18 protein-coding genes and 2 pseudogenes are annotated in these 16,556 nt (G+C 60.8%); 3 read left to right on the plus strand and 17 right to left on the minus strand.

Annotation, left to right across the window (positions count from 1 at the left end; genetic code table 11):
* Positions 1-413, plus strand: a 413-nt coding sequence (locus tag M0954_RS19100) for an asparaginase (protein ID WP_297354912.1), incomplete at its 5' end; no start/stop codon positions are given.
* Positions 414-683: 270 nt separating this feature from the next.
* Positions 684-1,235 (plus strand): hypothetical protein, encoded by a 552-nt coding sequence (locus M0954_RS19105; RefSeq protein ID WP_133893919.1) that lies wholly within the window; start codon positions 684-686, stop codon positions 1,233-1,235.
* 75 nt (positions 1,236-1,310) lie between these two features.
* Here the strand turns inward: M0954_RS19105 and M0954_RS19110 are convergent, their stop codons facing one another.
* From M0954_RS19110 to M0954_RS19170, 13 genes and pseudogenes are all read right to left on the minus strand, one after another.
* Positions 1,311-2,612: a UDP-N-acetylglucosamine 1-carboxyvinyltransferase gene (locus M0954_RS19110; RefSeq protein ID WP_123386587.1), complete on the minus strand. Its 1,302-nt coding sequence runs from the start codon at positions 2,610-2,612 to the stop codon at positions 1,311-1,313.
* Positions 2,613-2,721: 109 nt separating this feature from the next.
* Positions 2,722-3,774, minus strand: coding sequence for a phytoene/squalene synthase family protein (locus M0954_RS19115; protein WP_133893918.1), 1,053 nt, complete (start codon positions 3,772-3,774; stop codon positions 2,722-2,724).
* Positions 3,775-3,892: 118 nt separating this feature from the next.
* Positions 3,893-4,936 carry a phosphogluconate dehydrogenase (NAD(+)-dependent, decarboxylating) gene (gene gnd, locus M0954_RS19120; protein WP_123386589.1) on the minus strand — a complete coding sequence of 348 codons (1,044 nt, stop codon included), beginning with the start codon at positions 4,934-4,936 and terminating at the stop codon, positions 3,893-3,895.
* A gap of 375 nt (positions 4,937-5,311) precedes the next feature.
* Entirely contained in the window at positions 5,312-6,028 is a 717-nt protein-coding gene (locus M0954_RS19125) for a dienelactone hydrolase family protein (protein ID WP_123386590.1), read from the minus strand.
* A gap of 93 nt (positions 6,029-6,121) precedes the next feature.
* Positions 6,122-6,421, minus strand: a complete 300-nt coding sequence (locus M0954_RS19130) for a 4Fe-4S dicluster domain-containing protein (RefSeq protein WP_122157264.1) — start codon at positions 6,419-6,421, stop codon at positions 6,122-6,124.
* Positions 6,418-6,747, minus strand: a complete 330-nt coding sequence (locus M0954_RS19135; protein WP_122157265.1) for a hypothetical protein — start codon at positions 6,745-6,747, stop codon at positions 6,418-6,420. The genes M0954_RS19130 and M0954_RS19135 overlap by 4 nt, the downstream gene beginning before the upstream one ends.
* 12 nt (positions 6,748-6,759) lie before the next feature.
* On the minus strand, positions 6,760-7,338 hold the full coding sequence (locus M0954_RS19140; RefSeq protein ID WP_133893915.1) for a sigma-70 family RNA polymerase sigma factor: 579 nt from the start codon (positions 7,336-7,338) through the stop codon (positions 6,760-6,762).
* 138 nt (positions 7,339-7,476) lie between these two features.
* Positions 7,477-8,064, minus strand: coding sequence for a GNAT family protein (locus M0954_RS19145; protein WP_122157266.1), 588 nt, complete (start codon positions 8,062-8,064; stop codon positions 7,477-7,479).
* Between the two features lie 27 nt (positions 8,065-8,091).
* Positions 8,092-9,282: a zinc metallochaperone GTPase ZigA gene (gene zigA, locus M0954_RS19150; protein ID WP_133893913.1), complete on the minus strand. Its 1,191-nt coding sequence runs from the start codon at positions 9,280-9,282 to the stop codon at positions 8,092-8,094.
* Between the two features lie 246 nt (positions 9,283-9,528).
* Positions 9,529-9,876 carry a hypothetical protein gene (locus M0954_RS19155; protein WP_122157268.1) on the minus strand — a complete coding sequence of 116 codons (348 nt, stop codon included), beginning with the start codon at positions 9,874-9,876 and terminating at the stop codon, positions 9,529-9,531.
* Positions 9,877-10,257: 381 nt separating this feature from the next.
* Positions 10,258-10,956: pseudogene (locus tag M0954_RS19160) on the minus strand (sensor histidine kinase); the annotation flags it as partial.
* 677 nt (positions 10,957-11,633) lie between these two features.
* On the minus strand, positions 11,634-12,266 hold the full coding sequence (locus M0954_RS19165; RefSeq protein WP_122157270.1) for a response regulator transcription factor: 633 nt from the start codon (positions 12,264-12,266) through the stop codon (positions 11,634-11,636).
* 45 nt (positions 12,267-12,311) lie between these two features.
* Positions 12,312-12,650 carry a hypothetical protein gene (locus M0954_RS19170; protein ID WP_122159338.1) on the minus strand — a complete coding sequence of 113 codons (339 nt, stop codon included), beginning with the start codon at positions 12,648-12,650 and terminating at the stop codon, positions 12,312-12,314.
* A 282-nt stretch (positions 12,651-12,932) separates the two neighbouring features.
* Here M0954_RS19170 and M0954_RS19175 point away from each other — a divergent pair, with 282 nt between their 5' ends.
* Entirely contained in the window at positions 12,933-14,660 is a 1,728-nt protein-coding gene (locus M0954_RS19175) for a methyl-accepting chemotaxis protein (RefSeq protein ID WP_297354915.1), read from the plus strand.
* A 137-nt stretch (positions 14,661-14,797) separates the two neighbouring features.
* Here M0954_RS19175 and M0954_RS19180 read toward each other — a convergent pair whose 3' ends face one another.
* From M0954_RS19180 to M0954_RS19195, 4 genes and pseudogenes are all read right to left on the minus strand, one after another.
* Positions 14,798-15,217, minus strand: coding sequence for a hypothetical protein (locus M0954_RS19180; RefSeq protein ID WP_122159340.1), 420 nt, complete (start codon positions 15,215-15,217; stop codon positions 14,798-14,800).
* Between the two features lie 10 nt (positions 15,218-15,227).
* Positions 15,228-15,617 (minus strand): VOC family protein, encoded by a 390-nt coding sequence (locus tag M0954_RS19185; RefSeq protein WP_297354917.1) that lies wholly within the window; start codon positions 15,615-15,617, stop codon positions 15,228-15,230.
* A gap of 286 nt (positions 15,618-15,903) precedes the next feature.
* Positions 15,904-16,128: a hypothetical protein gene (locus M0954_RS19190; protein WP_122157273.1), complete on the minus strand. Its 225-nt coding sequence runs from the start codon at positions 16,126-16,128 to the stop codon at positions 15,904-15,906.
* Between the two features lie 245 nt (positions 16,129-16,373).
* Positions 16,374-16,556, minus strand: a pseudogene (locus M0954_RS19195) (LysR family transcriptional regulator); the annotation flags it as partial.

The following is a 16,556-nucleotide window of genomic DNA, read 5'->3' on the forward strand; positions in this document are numbered from 1 at the left end:
CATCTGCGCGCAGCGCGGCGCTCGCCCGCATCTATCGCGCGATGACCCGATACCCGGAGATGGTCGCGGGCGAAGGACGTTTCTGTACCGCGTTGATGCGTAGCTTCGATGGAGCGCTGGTCGGCAAGCTCGGCGCCGAGGCGAGTTACGCGATCGGCGTGCGGCCAAACGAGCAGACGGCGCGGCTTGGCGCCAAGGGTGCATTGGGAGTCGCCGTCAAAGTCGAGGACGGGAATACGACCGTGCTCTACGCCGTGGTGGCGGCGTTGCTGACGCAACTCGACATCGGCACAACTGCGCAGCGGGCCCAGCTCGAATCGTTCCGTGCGCCGCCCATGCGCAATACGATGGGGGTGGAAACCGGGCGCCTCGTGCTATCGGTCGCGCTCGAACCGGTTGGCGCGAAGCGATAAGGTCTGAGTGGCCGGCCAAGCCGTCCCCATGACCCTGCATGGGCCAACCCGTGCGAGGGATCAGATCACCCTGCCCTAATTGAGCTTCAGAATGGCCGACAGAGCCGATATTTCGCAGCGCGTGCCGCCAGGGCACGGTGTTACGCTCGATTGAAATCTATCGCCGGTCGAGCGCGAGCCGCATAGGGGGATGGGTCCACGTCACAGCAGGCCCCCGGGGCAGTGGATCCAGACACGGATTGCAGCGAGACCGCACCAGGAGGCTCCGCGATGAAAATCACCCTACCCATGGGCCTGACGCTGCTCACGCTGAGCGGCGCCGCCTCGGCGTGGCAGCCGGTGGTTTATCCGATCCGCAGCCAGAGCCCATGGCAGCAGAACGTCGACGCCGCCACCTGCTACGGCATGGCGAGCCGTCAGACCAACGTCAACATCACGCGGCAAGCGCAATCTGCGATGCCGCCCAAGCTCGCGTCCGGCGCCCCCGGAATAGGTGGGGGCGGCCTGGTATCGCAACCGCCGCTGCCTGCGAGCGGAACGTCCCTCGGCTCGGCCAGTGCGACAACCACAGGTGCTTCGCCGGCTACCGGCATGCCAGCCGCTGCGATGCCGGCCAGCGGCGCGCCGGCCGCCACGGCACAGGCGAGCGAGCCAATGCCGAAAACCGACAAGAACGGGGTCCCTCAGCTAGGCGGCGCCAGCGAGCCGCAAACTGCCGCAGAGGTCAAGCCGCCGCCTATGCCGCCGCCCGAGCCTCCGATGACGCGCTACTGGCGCGCCTACGCCGGCTGTATGCAGGGGCGGGGCTACGCCGTGCAGTGAATCGGCGCTGAGCTGGGCGTGACGATGCGTGGCGATGCCTGTCGACGAGTGCCGCTCAGCGCATCAGCAGCGTGCTTACTCGCTGCTGGTCCATTCCACGTTTGCGCCTACCGAGCGCAGGTTTTCCACGAAGTGCGGATGCGCACGGCGGATCGGCAATGCATTCATGATTTCCGAGCGCCCTTCGATACTCGCCGCGACCATCAACAGCGCGATGGCAACACGGATGATGTACGGACTTTCGACCCTGGCCGGCGTCAACGGCAGGCCGCCAAACGTGATGAGGCGATGCGGGTCGGACAGGAACACGTGCGCGCCGAACTTGGAAAGCTCGACGGACCAGCCCATCGCGCCGTCATAAACCTTGTTCCAGAACATCGCGCTGCCTTCGGCCTTGACGCCGAGCGCGATGAAAATGGGCAGCAGATCCACGGGCAGATAAGGCCAGGGCGCCGCTTCGACTTTGGTGAGGATGTTCTGCGTAAACGGCCGGCGCACTCGCAACGGACCCTCGCGGAATGCACGCGACCAGCCGTCGCGATGCACCACGTCGACGCCGAACTTGGCGAACGTTCGATCGATCAGCGGAAACTGCTCCGGCGCGGTATTCCTGACTACGATGTCGCCGCCGGTGATCGCGCCTAGTGCCAGAAACGTGGCAATTTCGTGGAAATCCTCGCTAAAGCGGAATTCGCCGCCGCCGAGTTTGCGGCCGCCCGAAACGCTCAGGCGTGAGGTGCCGATACCTTCAATCTCGACGCCCAGCAGCGCGAGGAAACGGCAAAACTCCTGCACGTGCGGCTCGGACGCAGCATTGACGAGCGTCGACGTACCGCTTGCCGACGCGGCGCACAGCACGAAGTTCTCGGTGGTGGTGACCGAAGCGTAATCCAGCCAGTGGTGATTCGCGCTCATCTGCGAGTCGGCACGCACGATCAACGACTCAGCGGTGCGCGTCACCCGCGCACCGAAGCGCTCGAACACCTCGACGTGCGGATCGATCTCGCGCACGCCGAGCGTACAACCCTTCACGTCGTTCTCGAGACGCGCCACGCCGAAACGGGCGAGCAGGGGCGGCACCAGCATGATCGACGAACGCATCTCCTCTGGCAGCTTGTGCGCGACGGGATCGAACGTGGTGGCGTGATGATGCAGATCGAGAATTCCGGTCTGGAAATCCATCGACACTTCGCTGCCGAGCGTGCGGAAAATCTCAAGGATCTTCTTGACGTCGGTAATCTCGGGGACGCCGATCAGGCGCAAGGGCTGATTGGTCAGCAGCGTGGCACAGAGAATCGGCAGGACGGCATTTTTGTTGGCGGATGGCTCGATCTCGCCGCGAAGCGGGAGACCGCCATGAACGATCAGATTCGACATGTTCGGCGCAGGCGTATGGAAGGGGACGTGAGGTCGATATCATGCCACCGCGCGGGCGCGTACGCTTGTCCGGAAAACGTGATTTTCTGCAAAGGCCTGTGTAGCCTCGTCAGCTTTGCAAGCGCACCTCGATCCGCTCCATCAGACTCCCAGTCCAGCGGCGCAGCGCCGTATTCGAGGCCACCAGCGCGGTCGAATATCCCATCACTTCATATACCTTGCTGCGCTGGATCTTGGAGACCTTCGCCGGATCGAGCCACGCCTCGTTATGGACCAGCAGGACCAACGTCTCCAGACCGATCAACACCGGCCACAAGCACGCCAGGCGCAAGCGAACGGACAGGCGCGGGATCGCCAGGGTGTATTCGACGGCCTCGCGGAAGTGCGCCAAAGACATCCGCACGAGTTCGAACAGCAACGGTTGCGCGCGAACGAAATTGCCGGGCTCCAGCAGGTCCTGCGGCGTGAGGCCGAAACGATCCAGTAGCTCGGTGGGGAGGTAACAGCGGCCGATCCGCAGATCCTTGCCACAGTCGCGCAGCACGTTGGTCATCTGCAGCGCTTTGCCGAACCGGACCCCGCGTGCGAGCATCGTTTCGGTCGCGGCTTTGAGCGTCCCCGGCAGGTGCGCGTATGTCATCCGGGTCCAGAATTCGCCCACGCAGCCCGCGACCAGATAGGTGTAACGATCCAGCTCGGAGATGTGCTGAAGCGCGACGATCTGGCAGGAACGCTCGTCCGGAAACGAGCACAGGTCGAACTCCATCCCTTCCGTTAGCGTCGAGACGATCTCGCGTACGGCCGTGCGATCCGACTCGTTCAACTGCGACAGGATGGCCAGCGCCGGCCCAAGCGACTCGAGCAGCACCTTCTCGTCCGATTGTGTCTGCTGGCCCGCCACCTCGACGGACATTCGCTGCAAAAACGTGCCTTCGTCAGCCGCACCGTTGACCTGAGCGCGCAGCGACAGCAGCAGTTCCAGACGTTGCTCCGGCGGAATCAGCGAGGTGTCCGCGATCGTATCAGCGGCGCGCGCGAGCAGATACGCGAGCCCAATGGGATCGCGCATTCCGGCGGGCAAGATACGCAGCGTGAGGTAAAAGGAGCGCGAAACGCCCTTTAGCAGCGGACCCAGGAGGTAGGTCCGGGTAGGATTCAGCATGAATGGATCAGGTCGGTTTGGGACAATTTAGGCGCTGCCGAATTGTATCCTGCAAACCGCGACCGACCCGTCGGCGCCGCCGCAGAAGCCCATCGGCCTCGCGGCGTGCGCCGGTTTCTTACGCGATCGGCTTGCCGGTCTTGGCGGCCGCCTTTTCCATATGGCCGCCGAAATCGTGCCGCATTGCCGACAGCACGCGGTTAGCGAAATCGGCATCGCCGCGCGAGCTGAAGCGGGCGAACAGGGCCGCGCTCAGCACAGGTACCGGCACGCCTTCGTCGATTGCCGCGTTGACGGTCCAACGCCCCTCGCCCGAGTCCGATACGCGCCCTGAGTACTGTTCAAGACCGGCATCGCCGACCAGCGACGCGGCGGTCAGGTCGAGCAACCACGAGCCGATTACGCTGCCGCGGCGCCAGACCTCCGTTATTTCGGGCAAATTCAGGTCGTACTGATAGAACTCAGGACCGTGCAACGGCGAGGTCTCTGCATCGATTTCCGAGGTCTTTTTGCCGGCGTTGGCGTTGTGGAGGATGTTCAAGCCCTCCGCGTAAGCCGCCATGATCCCGTATTCGATGCCGTTGTGAACCATCTTGACGAAGTGGCCAGAGCCCTGCGGCCCGCAATGCAGATAGCCCTGATCCGCCGTACCCGCGTCTTTGGGGCGTCCCGGAGTCGGGACGGCCGCGCCCGGTCCCGGCGCCAGCGTCGAGAAAATCGGCGCGAGGTGCTCGACGATGGGCGTCTCGCCACCGATCATCAGGCAATAGCCGCGCTCGCGGCCAAACACGCCGCCGCTCGTTCCGACGTCCACGTAGTGAAGCTTCTTGCTACCCAGTTCGTTGCCGCGGCGAATGTCGTCATGGTAGAACGAGTTGCCGCCGTCGATCACGATGTCGCCCGGCTCGAGCAAGGGCGTCAGTTGCGCCAGCGTCGAATCGACCACCGCGGCCGGCACCATCAACCAGACCGCCCGGGGCTTCGCCAGTTGCTTGACCAGATCTTCGAGGGACGAGGCACCCTCGATGCCGCTGCCGCTCTGCTTGAGTTTCTCCACCGCCGCCGGCGCTACGTCGTAGACCACGCAGGTCTGACCACCGGCGGTCAGACGCCGCACCATGTCGGCGCCCATGCGCCCCAATCCAATCATGCCTAGCTGCATCTCTCACTCCTTACGTTGCGATACCGCGCTGGCTGCTGCCGCGGTCGTTCAAGCAGTTGTGAAGCAGAACCGCCTCTGCATGCGCTGCGCTACGAAGCAACGAAGCTCACATGCGAAAACGGGGATTCTGCGCGGTCGTACCGTAGTACGTTAGTCGTCACTTGCCGCTTTTGCAGGGAATCTTTTTCCGAACGATTCCCGGCAGAAGTCTGGCGCGCCGCAGTAATTGCCGGGGATGCCGATGCGCCAAGAAGACGCAATGCGCCGGATTGCGGGTCAGCGCAACTGTGAGACCGCGGGAGGACGGAAGGCGTTCAATGCTGCGGCGACCAATGAAGAATGATGCGGCTCGCCGCCGCCGTGAGTTGGACTAGCTTAAGCCTTCTGCGGCCAAAGGGTGCGGCCAAAGAAGGTCAGCGTGCGGTCCCAGGCCAGTTGAGCCCAGACCGGATCGTACTGGGTCTCCGCGATACGGCCGGATCCGACCGCCGTCTCGTTGGCGAACGCGTGGTGCGCCTGGTAATGGTACGACTCGAGATCCACTTTCGAATTGCGCAGCTTGGCTTCGACCGCCTCGACTGCATCGGGAGGGAAAAACGCGTCTTGCGTAGCCCAGTGAGCTTGCACCGGCACCTTGATGTTGTCTGCCTGGATGTAATCGAGCGGTGGGCAGCCATACCACACCACGCCAGCGGACAACTCGGGGATCTGGCCGAGCGCCAGCAGGGTCAGGGCACCGCCCATGCAAAAGCCGGTGACGGCCACGCGTTCCGTGTGTTGCTTCAGATATTGAACGGCGCCGCGAATATCCTGCGAAGCGGCGTCGCCGAAGTCGAGACCGGTCATCAAATGGTGGGCTTCCTCTTTCTCGACCGTCATCTTGCCGCGGTAGAGATCGGGAACGAGCGCCAGATAGCCAGATTGCGCGAGGCGGTCGGCCACGCCGCGAATCTGGTCGTTCAAGCCCCACCATTCCTGAATCACAACAATGGCGGGTGCGCCTGCGGGGTTTTGCGGCTTGGCGAGATAACCTTCAACATCCTTTCCATCGGGACGGCGGAAGGTAATCATGGATCCTGGTGAATGTGTCATCGAGCGGTCCTCGGTTGGGGCGAAACGCATAGCATAGCGTTTGTCGTGCGGGGATGCTGGCGGGGCCGCAGATTGCGACTGCTGCAACTCACGTCACTTCACCCGCGCCAACGTAATAGCCCGCTCCGGGCACGCCGTCACACACAGCCCACATGAACGGCATGCCTCCGCATTCGGCGTATAAGCGACCTTCAAACCATGCACACGCAGCTTGAATTTATTCAACATACCTAACTGATTGTAATCTTCAGCGTCGATCTTACGAATCTCGAACACGTTCTCGGGGCACACTACCGCGCAATCGCCCTTCCCTTCGCAACGCCTGAAGTCGACCACCGGAGCAATCACGCCCGGTGCCTGCTTGCAGGCGGCAGCTGTCGATGTCTTGCTCACGATGGCTTGTCCTCCTGCGACTGCGCCCTGCGGTCCCGGGGCGAAAAGCCCTTGAGGAAATTCTCGCGTTCCTCCGGCGTCATGCGCTCCCAGCGGCGCCAATGTCCGCGTCCACCTCCGTGCCAACCGCCGCGGCCGCGGAATCCGCCGAACAGGATGCGGCTCAGCACCAGCAACCCTATCGCGTGCAGAAAATCAATCGACCGGCCGCCAACGAATATCGCCGGGATCACCCAATTCCATAGCGACATCACGATCCATCCGAGCACCGCAATCGCCACCAAGGCCAGCAGCGCTTTGCCGAAGCATCTCACTTTGAATCTCATCGACCTGCTCCTTTAAATTTCCAGTTCGTCATACACGGCTTGCAGGCTGGCACGCAGATGCAGCACCGCATAGCGCTTGCGTGCGAGTAGCGTGTTCACGCTGACGCCGCTCTCGCCAGCCAGTTCCTTGAAGCTGCGCCCTTCGAGTTCGTGCGCGACAAAAACGTCGCGCTGATTGGCCGGCAGTTCGTCGAGCGCGGCCTGCAGCGCATCGAGCAGCACCGACCTCGCGTAGGCCGCCTCCGGGCCGGCATCCTGTGACGGCAGCGCAAGGTCGAGCCGGTATTCGCTTTCGTCGTCCGGCTCTGCGGCGGCTTCGGCCAGCGGCAATTCCCGCCTCTTGCGAAACACGTCGATGATGCGGTTGCGCGCCACGCGGAACAGCCAGGCGCTGGCCTGTTCGATCGGCGCGGGCAGCCGGTAGGCCTGCACAAACTCATGAAAGACATCCTGCAAGATGTCTTCCGCGTCACTCGGATCGCGCACCCGGCGCCGGATGAAATGCCCAAGCCGCGTACGCTCACGCAAGATGGTTGCAGTGAGGTCGCTGTCTCGTTCGAGCATCGGGTCCGGGGTCGGCGGCGTTTCCATACGTCTGTAGACGACTGGGCAGCGGGGATATTGTGCGGGCGGCAAATAACGTGTTTTCTGGCCCGAGCCGGGGTTTATAAACGCCGGCAGTCTGCCTTCCAGCCTCGCTCGGGCGGGCGGCCGGTACCGTTCAGCCGGTCAGTTGCCGTTGGCGGGGCTCCGCGCTGCCTGGCTGGACGCGCGATCCGATTTGATCAGCGACAACAGGCGCACATCATGAAACGCGTCTTTCCAGTAGCCCCACTGCCGCATCACGCCTTCTTCGATAAACCCGAGGCTTGCCAGCAGACCCGCGGACGCACGGTTATCCAGCTCCGTGGTCGCCTGAATGCGGTTCATGGCCAAGTGATCGTAGGCGTAGGTGATTGCGGCACCGAGCGCTTCCCGCATCAAACCCTGGCGCCAGTGCCGGCGCTCCAGCTCGAAGCCGAGACTTGCCGAGCGAAACGCGAAATTGAGCCGGAATCCGCACGTCCCGATGACACATCCATCGTGGGTGGACACGATCGCCCAGCGGATGCCCGTACGTTCAGCCGTGTCCTGCATGAGCCTCGCCACCACCTGCTCGGCCTGTTCGAAGCGGGTCAGTGGCGCGACATCGTAGAAACGCATCACTTGCGGATCGGACCAGATTTCGAAGATGCGCTGCGTGTCGGAAACGTCGAGCGGACGGAGCTGGAGGCGCGCCGTCGCCGGTAAGTGGAGATTGGGAAAGGGTGCGGTCATCCGCACAGGATATCAATCTGTTCCTCTTCAGTGTGACCACTCAGGAAAAGGATCGGCGAACTTGCGCCAAGCGGTTTCCGGAAGAGCGAGTTCTTCGTCGCTCAGCAGGCACGCGTCGAAAGATGCACGTAAGGCCGCTTCGTCCATTCCCGTGCCGATCAAGACCAGTTCCTGCTGACGATCCCCGAAGCGCTCATCCCAGCGGCTCCGGATCATGGCCTGGGCCTCCGGCTCCGGTGGCCACGCGTGTTTGGGCACGGCCGCCCACCACGTCCCCGCACGTCCATGACGCGAGATCGCTCCCGCTTGCGACCACTCGCCTACCGCGTGATTGCGCGATGCGAGCCAGAAGTAGCCTTTCGAGCGCACGACGCCGGGCCACTCGCGCTGGATCCAGTCGAAGAACCGTTGCGGATGAAAAGGCCGGCGCGCCCGGTACACAAAACTGGTGATGCCGTACTGCTCGCTTTCCGGAATATGCTCGCCGCGCATTTTTTTGAGCCAGCCGGGCGCCTGCGAAGCAGCCTCGAAATCGAACAGGCCCGTGTCGAGAATCTGCCCGACCGGCACCTGTCCAAAGCGGCTTTCCACGATCTTTGCGCGGGCGTTGAGCACCCGTAGCACGCCCTTGAGCAACTCGAGTTCATGCGCGGTCACAAGGTCGGTCTTGTTCAGAACGATCACGTCACAAAACTCGATCTGCTCGGTCAGCAGATCGACGACGGTGCGACGGTCTTCCTCGCCCATCGTCTCGCCGCGGTCAGCGAGGAAGTCGTGCGAGCCATAGTCGCGCACGAAGTTATAGGCGTCGACCACGGTCACCATGGTGTCCAGGCGGGCGATGTCCGAGAGGCTTTGCCCTTGTTCGTCGCGGAAGGTGAAGGTTTCGGCCACCGGCAACGGTTCCGAGATTCCGGTCGATTCGATCAACAGGTAGTCGAAGCGCTTTTCCCTGGCGAGGCGCTGGATCTCGATCAGCAGATCCTCACGCAGCGTGCAGCAGATACAGCCATTGCTCATCTCGACCAGTTTCTCGTCGATATGCGAAAGCTGGCTGCCGCCGTCGCGAATCAGCTGCGCGTCGATGTTCACCTCGGACATATCGTTCACGATCACCGCGACGCGCTTGCCTTCGCGGTTATTCAGGACGTAGTTCAGCAGAGTGGTCTTGCCCGCGCCGAGAAAACCGGACAGCACGGTGACGGGAAGCTTTTGCATGGTGAATAAGTTCCAGTTTGACGAAAGGCTTACGCGGGCATTGGCTCGGCCCGCCGGATGTAAAATGTTATAACATAACATTAATGCCGTGCTATTCGTCCATGCAAAAGATCGGTGCAGGCGCCGGAGCGCCCCATTCGTCCAACACCACGCAGTGCGCCATATCGCCTAAGGCGCACGCAGAAGCTTCGAGGGAAATGTCAGTTAGAAGGGAGATGAGGAAGCCATGCAGCAGGACGCTGCAAGCTATTTACTGGCATACAGGTAACGATTGACCTCGGTGAGCAGCGCCGACTGATATTGTTCCGGCAAGCGGCTATCGTCCGCCAGCGACAACAGGAATTCGACCCTGTCACGGAATGACTTGTCGACTTCGTTGCGCATCGTTTGGGGCAGATGACTCAGCAACGCCGCCAGCAATTCGCCGATCACCGCAATCCGTGCGCCTTGCTGGATCACCGCATTGCCGTTGGTTTTGGACAGGGTAGCAAGCAGGTCGATCAACTCGTCGTCGCCTTGCTGCCCTTGCGTGGGCTCGACCAGCCCGTTATGTCCGGGCGAAGCTGGATCGATCTCTCGTCTGCTGTCTTGCATGCTGCGGATTCCCCATCGTGATGAAACTGTTTCTATAAAACATACGTGCACCCACAAATTCGATTCACATTTTACATAATCGAATCAATGGTTCAGGTATTTTTTACCGTATATCCAATTTGCGTATCGAATGGGCTGTGATACAAAATGGCCCAACCCGGCTGATCCCCTATTCTAAGGCGTCTGACAAGCCCTCACTCTACGATCGTGTTTACGACGAATCAGTACAACTCTTAAGCCAATAATATGCAATATGCCGAATTTTACGAGTTAAATCGGGAAATTTTCCTATAACCGGAAATGTGATTCGGGATATCCTTAGCCCGCGATCGGGAAATGACTACTTTGATTTAACAATATGCGTGTTTGATATTCTGCCAGTCACGTGAGCCGTCCACCGTGGAGCGGAACGTTCACCGACACCGTAGTGCCCGCGCCCGGTGCACTGTCGATCCGCAGCGAAGCGCCAATCAGACGGGCACGTTCGCTCATGCTCAAGAGTCCGTACGAGTACCCGCTACGCGCCGTCTCCGGCTCGAATCCGCAACCGTCATCGTTGACATGCAGGTCGAAGCCACGTTCGGTGCGCGTGAGCGTGACATGGACGTGCGAAGCTCGAGCATGGCGGCCCACATTAGTGAGCGATTCCTGAACGACCCGAAACACCGCGGTTGCGTGCGCTTCGGGAAGCACCGGCTCGCTGCCGTTCATGCGAAACAGACAAGGTATGGTGTTGCGCCGCGCGAAATCTTCGGCAAGCCATTCGAGGGCCGACGCAAGACCGAAATTGAGCGCAGCAGGGCGCAAATGATTTGCGACGTTGCGCACCATCCAGATCGTCCTGTCGACAAGCACGTGCATGTCGGCCACTTTCTCGAGCAGGTCCGGCGCGCTCAGACGCATCTTCAGCAACGACACATCCATCTTTAGCGCCGTCAGCAGTTGCCCCAACTCGTCGTGGATTTCCAGCGCAATGCGTTTTCTCTCGTCTTCGCGCGTCGCTTCCATGTAAGCGCCGAACTCGCGCAGTTTCTCGCGCGACTCGAGCAGTTCCTGTTGATTCGCCTCGGTGCGTTCGCGCTCATCCGTCTGTGCGTTCAGCTCATCCGCTGCTCGCGCGAGTTCTGCAGTGAGCTGAGAGACCCGCACCTCTAGTTCGTCGCGGATCATATGCGAGCAATAGAGACGCGCGCTCAATGCGTTAAGAGCCAGCACGACACGGTCGAGTTCGTCGAGCTTCGTGGTGCGACGGCGGGCAAGCGTGAGCGAACGCGGTGCCTCGCGATAGCCTTCGCTGCAGGCCACTAGCGCAATAACCCGCAGATGCCGCACGACGAGCCGATCCGCCGCATAGGCCACCAGCAGCGCCGCCGAAAAGATGCCGGCGCCCTGCGTCGCGAAGAGTTTCGCCGCCATGCGCGCAAGCTCAACGCCAGTGCGGTGATCGCGGTACAGTTGTGAGGCGGTCGAACTCACGGCCGCGATACAGCCAAACGCGAAGGCGACGACATACAGCCGCAGCGCGACGCCGCGACGCAAGCGCTCAGCCAGTCGATACTTTGGGACATCCACGAGCCGTTTCATGCCCGGCCCTTCACGGCCGGTGGAAGCAGCCGGCCTAAATTCTGTTGCTTGACCATTCTTCTCGCGAGACACACCGGGATGTTGCGGTTACGCCGGTTCAGGGTGCATCGCCACCCTTGAGTACCGGCTCCACGAAACGCACACCCCGTGCCGCGCGCTACGCACGAACCCGCTTATTCGGCAGCGAGTCCGTGTCTGACCGTATAAAGAATCAGTTCCGCATTGTTAGCAAGACCGAGCTTTTGCATGAGCCGCATCTTGTGCGTGCTGATGGTCTTCGCGCTCAGCGCGAGGGTCTCGGCAATCTCATTGATGCTTGTGCCTGCAGCCAGCATCTGCAGCACCTGAAATTCGCGGTCGGACAGAACCTCATGCGGCGGCGCATCGCCCGAGTGCGTCTCGAAGATAATCGCGTCGACCAGCTTCGGGTCGATAAAGCGGCCACCCGCAGCCAGCTTGCGAATCGCGGCAAGCAGCACGTCGGGGTCGCTGTCTTTCGTCACATAGCCGGTCGCACCGGCACGCAGAGCCCGCGATACGACCTGCGCCTCGTTGTGAATGCTCAGCACCAGCACCGGCAACACGGGTTGCTCGACGCGCACCCGCCGGATCAGATCGACGCCGCTAATGCCTGGCATCGTCATGTCCAGCAGCAGCAGGTCGACTTCGCAGATACGCAGCTTGTCGACCACTTCAGAGCCTTGCGCCGCTTCCCCGGTCACAACGATATCGTCGGTGGTAGCGATAATCTGTTTCAATCCCCCGCGCACAATCGCGTGGTCATCCGCAATCAATATTTTTATCATCAATGTGATCCGCCAGCCGGCGGAATATGTCCGGTCAGCTTGACCCTAACCCGAAATTGCGTGCACGAGTTCCCTGTTAGCCGCTCGCAGGCTGCGCTCCGGCAATGGTGTTTCCAGCAGAATTTCGTCTGTCCAGTCTGCCAGTTCGAACAGCGCCTGTTCCGCCTCGACGTCGATCGTTTCAAGGTGCGTCCTGCGGAGTTCCGATAGCGTCTTGTGGAGACGCCGGATTGTCGCGGGCCTGCTATCCATGAGCGGCCAGCAGTGCAGCAGATAAGTCAGCGCGGTCACGCTTCGACGCTGGCACCAGATATCGAACAGGCGCAGGCAAATCGCGTTGATACGCTCCACCGCATTTTCACGTTCGGACAGGCGAGGAATCATGGCCGCCACCACTGATTGATTTTCGATAACTGATACTAGGCGGTGGATCCGACCAGCGCAGTCAGGAAGCGTGGAAATTGAGCGACATGGACGCTGAACCGAGGGTAAGGAAATCCCGAGACGGCAAATCCCTACAAGAATTCCAGCAATGCCTGACGCGAAAATTCCTTTAGATCCGATCAATTGAAACCGTATACCTGTAGAGAACGGCCTGGATCAGCAAACGCCTTAAAGTCGAATGAAACGCTGCGGAATTCGAATTGATTTCTTACAGGAAATGAAGTGAACAAGTTCGTACACACCATCAGGTTCAAGATCATCGTGTCGCTTGGCGCATGCGTCGCCGTGAACGTCGCGGTCGGCTTGTCCGGCGCAAACGGACTGGCCAAACTGAACTCGAACATGAGTGATACCTTCGCCACCGCCGTGCTCCCGATCGCCCAGCTTTCGGATGTGCGCGCCTCGGTGCTGGATATCCGCGCCAAGCTTCGGCGCATGCAGGTAACCAGGTCGCCTGAAGATGTAGCGAAAAACACCTCGACCATCGATGCCGATCTGGCCATCATCGACAAGCAGTGGTCCACGTACTACCCTGCGTGCATATCCGGTGACAAGGAACGTGCGGTTGCAGACCAGATCGCGAGCGGCCTGAAGGACTTTCGGGCGCAGACCGATGAGGCAATTTCAGGTCTGAAGGCGGGCCACTTTGATGCTGCCGGCGACGTTATCAGCCGGAGCGGCGACCCCGCCGATGCGCTCGCCGGCCTGCTGAGGGATGACTCCCAGATCAACGTAGATGAAGCTAAGCAGTATTCCCTGGACGGAGAGTCGTTGTACAGAACATTGCTGTCGATCGCCATCGTCCTTGTTGGCATCGGTCTCGTCGTTGCTATCGGCGTTGCGGTTTATCTGATGCGCGTGATCTTGCGACCTCTGCGCAAAGCGATCGACGCAGCAAACCACATCGCCGACGGGCAATTGGACAACCGCATCGAGAGCGACTCGCGCGGCGAATTCGGTGAGCTTCTCGACGCGCTCGGCAAAATGGACCGGAATCTTAGCGACACGGTACGCGGAATCAAGGCATCCACCGAATCGGTCAGCGTGGCGGCGCGCGAAATAGCGAGCGGCAATACCGATCTTTCTTCCCGCACGGAAGAACAGGCGGCGTCGCTCGAAGAAACGGCGGCGAGCATGACTCAGTTGACCGAAACGGTAAAGCAGAACGCGGACAATGCACGCCAGGCGAACACCTTGGCGACCCGCGCCACGGACATGGCCGATACCGGCAACGACTCTGTGCAGACAATGGTCGGCACCATCGGTCAGATCAGTAGCAGCTCTACCAAGATATCCGAGATTACCGGGGTCATTGAAGGCATCGCGTTCCAGACCAACATCCTGGCGTTGAACGCAGCCGTCGAGGCTGCACGCGCCGGCGAACAGGGCCGGGGCTTTGCCGTGGTCGCCAGCGAAGTGCGTAGCCTGGCTCAACGCTCGGCCGCTGCAGCGAAGGAAATCAAGGAACTGATCAGCTCATCCGTCACGATGATTCAGGACGGTGCGAAGCAGGCGACCGAAGTCAGCACGACCATGGGACAGGTCAAGCAGGCGATCAAGCAGGTTTCAGACATTGTCGGCGAGATCACGGCCGCATCCGACGAGCAAAGCCGCGGCATCGAACAGGTGAATCAGGCTGTAGGCCAGATGGACGAAGTCACCCAGCAGAATGCAGCGCTCGTCGAACAGGCGGCGGCAGCGGCTCAATCGCTCGAAGAGCAGGCTAACAGGCTGAAGGATGCGGTGTCGGCATTCAAGCTCGCCGACACCGGAACATCCGCGCCAAGCAGGACGATTCCGCAAACAAGGCCTCGCCCGGCGCCTTCCCGCGTTGCCATCAAGCATCGCGCGACGCCCGCAAGATTGACGGATGATCGCCGCGCTACCGCAGATAAACGTCCGGACACGGCAGGCACCGCTACGGCGGATGCGGACTGGGCGACCTTCTGAACCGTTCTCTCAGGTTCTGGTATAGCCCTCGTAAAGCGCCAGAACCTTTAACGGCGTCGTGCGTTGCACGACGCCGCTTTTTTAACATCGATCGTGGTGCCAGACGAAAGGTCCGTGCGGGACTAGGCGCATCCCTGTTACCGCGCGGGCGGCTGCGGGTTGTTGGCCGGATTGGTATCGAACTTCACCACGCTCTCGATACCGCCATCGCCGACAAGGGTGTCGAGTTCCGCCTGCAGAGGATCGGCCCGCTCCTTGCTGTAGACCTCTTCCCCATCCACGTAGAGCGTGAAGGATCGCAGATAGCGGGCCTTCTTCTCAGGCTTTTCGATGGTCTCTTTGGTCCACTGATAGAGCGGATAATTTTCGACGCCGAGCTTTTCGGCCTCGCTCACGTAGTCAGCGAACGCGTCGAACTGGCATTTCAAGGACGCGTTGTGTTTGCGCAGAATATCGCCAAGCAGTGCGTACGATCGACTCGCGGGATCGCCGCGCAGGCTCGCAGCAAGCTCCGGGGAAACAGCGATTCTTAGCTGGAACTGCCAGGCATTTTCCATGGCCGGCATTTCAAAGATCGCTCTGCGCGAAGTTCAACTCCACTCCGTTGCCCGCCGGATCTTTAAAGAACAACTGTCGCTGCCCGGTCAACGGCACATCGTCTTGCCGATATGGGATCTTCAGTTCAGTCAGATGCGCTTCGAACGCGCGCAAGTCGCGGCAGGTGAAGGCGACGTGGTCGAACGTGTTGGTCACGTTGGGAGGACGGACTTCATCCGGGTCGGCTTCGGAAAGGTGCAGCACGGCCTCGTCGCCGATATAAAGCCAGTATCCAAAGTTCTGAAACGGCGGCCGGACGCCGGGTTGCAAACCGAGCACCTCGATATAAAAATTGCGCAGGGTATCGACTACCGCGCGGCTGGCCCGAAGGTTGTAGTGACTGAAGCCTAGAACGGACATGCTGTCTCCTCCCTGGCGAGCCGGTCGCAGCATGCACTGGCTTTTGCGCCATCCAAAACAGTAGATCGGAGACGAAACTCTATCACTGAGCGGCAACGGCCGTGAGAGCAGGACGGAAGAACTGCGGAATGGCTTGAGCTATTGACTGCGGGAGCGGGCAAAAGCAGGTGCGGACAAGGCAAGCGGAGAAACGAAGCATGGCGGCAAGTCATGCGGTGCGATGCCATCAAGCGCCAGACCAGCCGCTCGAGCGAGCGACCGGCTTGGGGAACGACTCAACTCAAACTCAGGCTTGCGGAGCAGCGTTGTCTGCGTCCGTGTCAGACGCCTGTTGCTCGCTGCCCTCGTCTTCCTTCTTGCCGACGAGCGACTCTAGCGCGCCAGCGCCTTTGAAGCCGGCGACCGCGGCGATGCCTTTTGTCAGCAGACCCGCATCCGGATCGACTTTTTCAGTTGCTTCCACTGCCGCAACTGCGCCTGCAATCTCACCTACTGTATCCAGAATACCCATGGCAATCACCGTATATGTTGAGGGTCGATATGAATTCGCCGATGGCAGTTCGCCTCACGCCACCCTCAACGACGATACCATCTCAGAATTGGCAAAGCTGTAAAACATTGTCAACTCCTGACGCGTCGGGCGCGGCGTTGCCGGATCATCGCAAACCGCTAAGCCCGTAGCATGCGTCAGATCAAATTGAGCCGATCGTTGAGCCGCATCGAGATTACATTTGCCATTCGGCGTGACACGTCACGCTAATCAAGCTCGGTCTTAAACAAAGCATTCAGCAAGTTCGATGCGGGCCGCTCGGCAAGCCGCGTGAGCGATTCGATCATCTCGACCTGGCAGTCCTGCAACGGAATCATTCTGATGCGGCGCGATTCGTTGAATTCCGCAGACGCGATCACGCCCACACCCATCCCCTGTGCGATCGCTTC

It is taken from the genome of Paraburkholderia sp., assembly GCF_026225065.1.
Lineage (GTDB): Bacteria > Pseudomonadota > Gammaproteobacteria > Burkholderiales > Burkholderiaceae > Paraburkholderia.

Coding starts and splice junctions, on each gene's coding strand:
- M0954_RS19105 (WP_133893919.1), top strand. CDS start 684: ATGAAAATCACCCTACCCATGGGCCTGACGCTGCTCACGCTGAGCGGC.
- M0954_RS19110 (WP_123386587.1), bottom strand. CDS start 2,612: ATGTCGAATCTGATCGTTCATGGCGGTCTCCCGCTTCGCGGCGAGATC.
- M0954_RS19170 (WP_122159338.1), bottom strand. CDS start 12,650: ATGATTCCTCGCCTGTCCGAACGTGAAAATGCGGTGGAGCGTATCAAC.
- M0954_RS19145 (WP_122157266.1), bottom strand. CDS start 8,064: ATGACCGCACCCTTTCCCAATCTCCACTTACCGGCGACGGCGCGCCTC.
- M0954_RS19125 (WP_123386590.1), bottom strand. CDS start 6,028: ATGACACATTCACCAGGATCCATGATTACCTTCCGCCGTCCCGATGGA.
- M0954_RS19180 (WP_122159340.1), bottom strand. CDS start 15,217: ATGGAAAATGCCTGGCAGTTCCAGCTAAGAATCGCTGTTTCCCCGGAG.
- M0954_RS19185 (WP_297354917.1), bottom strand. CDS start 15,617: ATGTCCGTTCTAGGCTTCAGTCACTACAACCTTCGGGCCAGCCGCGCG.
- M0954_RS19135 (WP_122157265.1), bottom strand. CDS start 6,747: ATGAGATTCAAAGTGAGATGCTTCGGCAAAGCGCTGCTGGCCTTGGTG.
- M0954_RS19155 (WP_122157268.1), bottom strand. CDS start 9,876: ATGCAAGACAGCAGACGAGAGATCGATCCAGCTTCGCCCGGACATAAC.
- gnd (WP_123386589.1), bottom strand. CDS start 4,936: ATGCAGCTAGGCATGATTGGATTGGGGCGCATGGGCGCCGACATGGTG.
- M0954_RS19115 (WP_133893918.1), bottom strand. CDS start 3,774: ATGCTGAATCCTACCCGGACCTACCTCCTGGGTCCGCTGCTAAAGGGC.
- M0954_RS19190 (WP_122157273.1), bottom strand. CDS start 16,128: ATGGGTATTCTGGATACAGTAGGTGAGATTGCAGGCGCAGTTGCGGCA.
- M0954_RS19140 (WP_133893915.1), bottom strand. CDS start 7,338: ATGGAAACGCCGCCGACCCCGGACCCGATGCTCGAACGAGACAGCGAC.
- M0954_RS19165 (WP_122157270.1), bottom strand. CDS start 12,266: ATGATAAAAATATTGATTGCGGATGACCACGCGATTGTGCGCGGGGGA.
- zigA (WP_133893913.1), bottom strand. CDS start 9,282: ATGCAAAAGCTTCCCGTCACCGTGCTGTCCGGTTTTCTCGGCGCGGGC.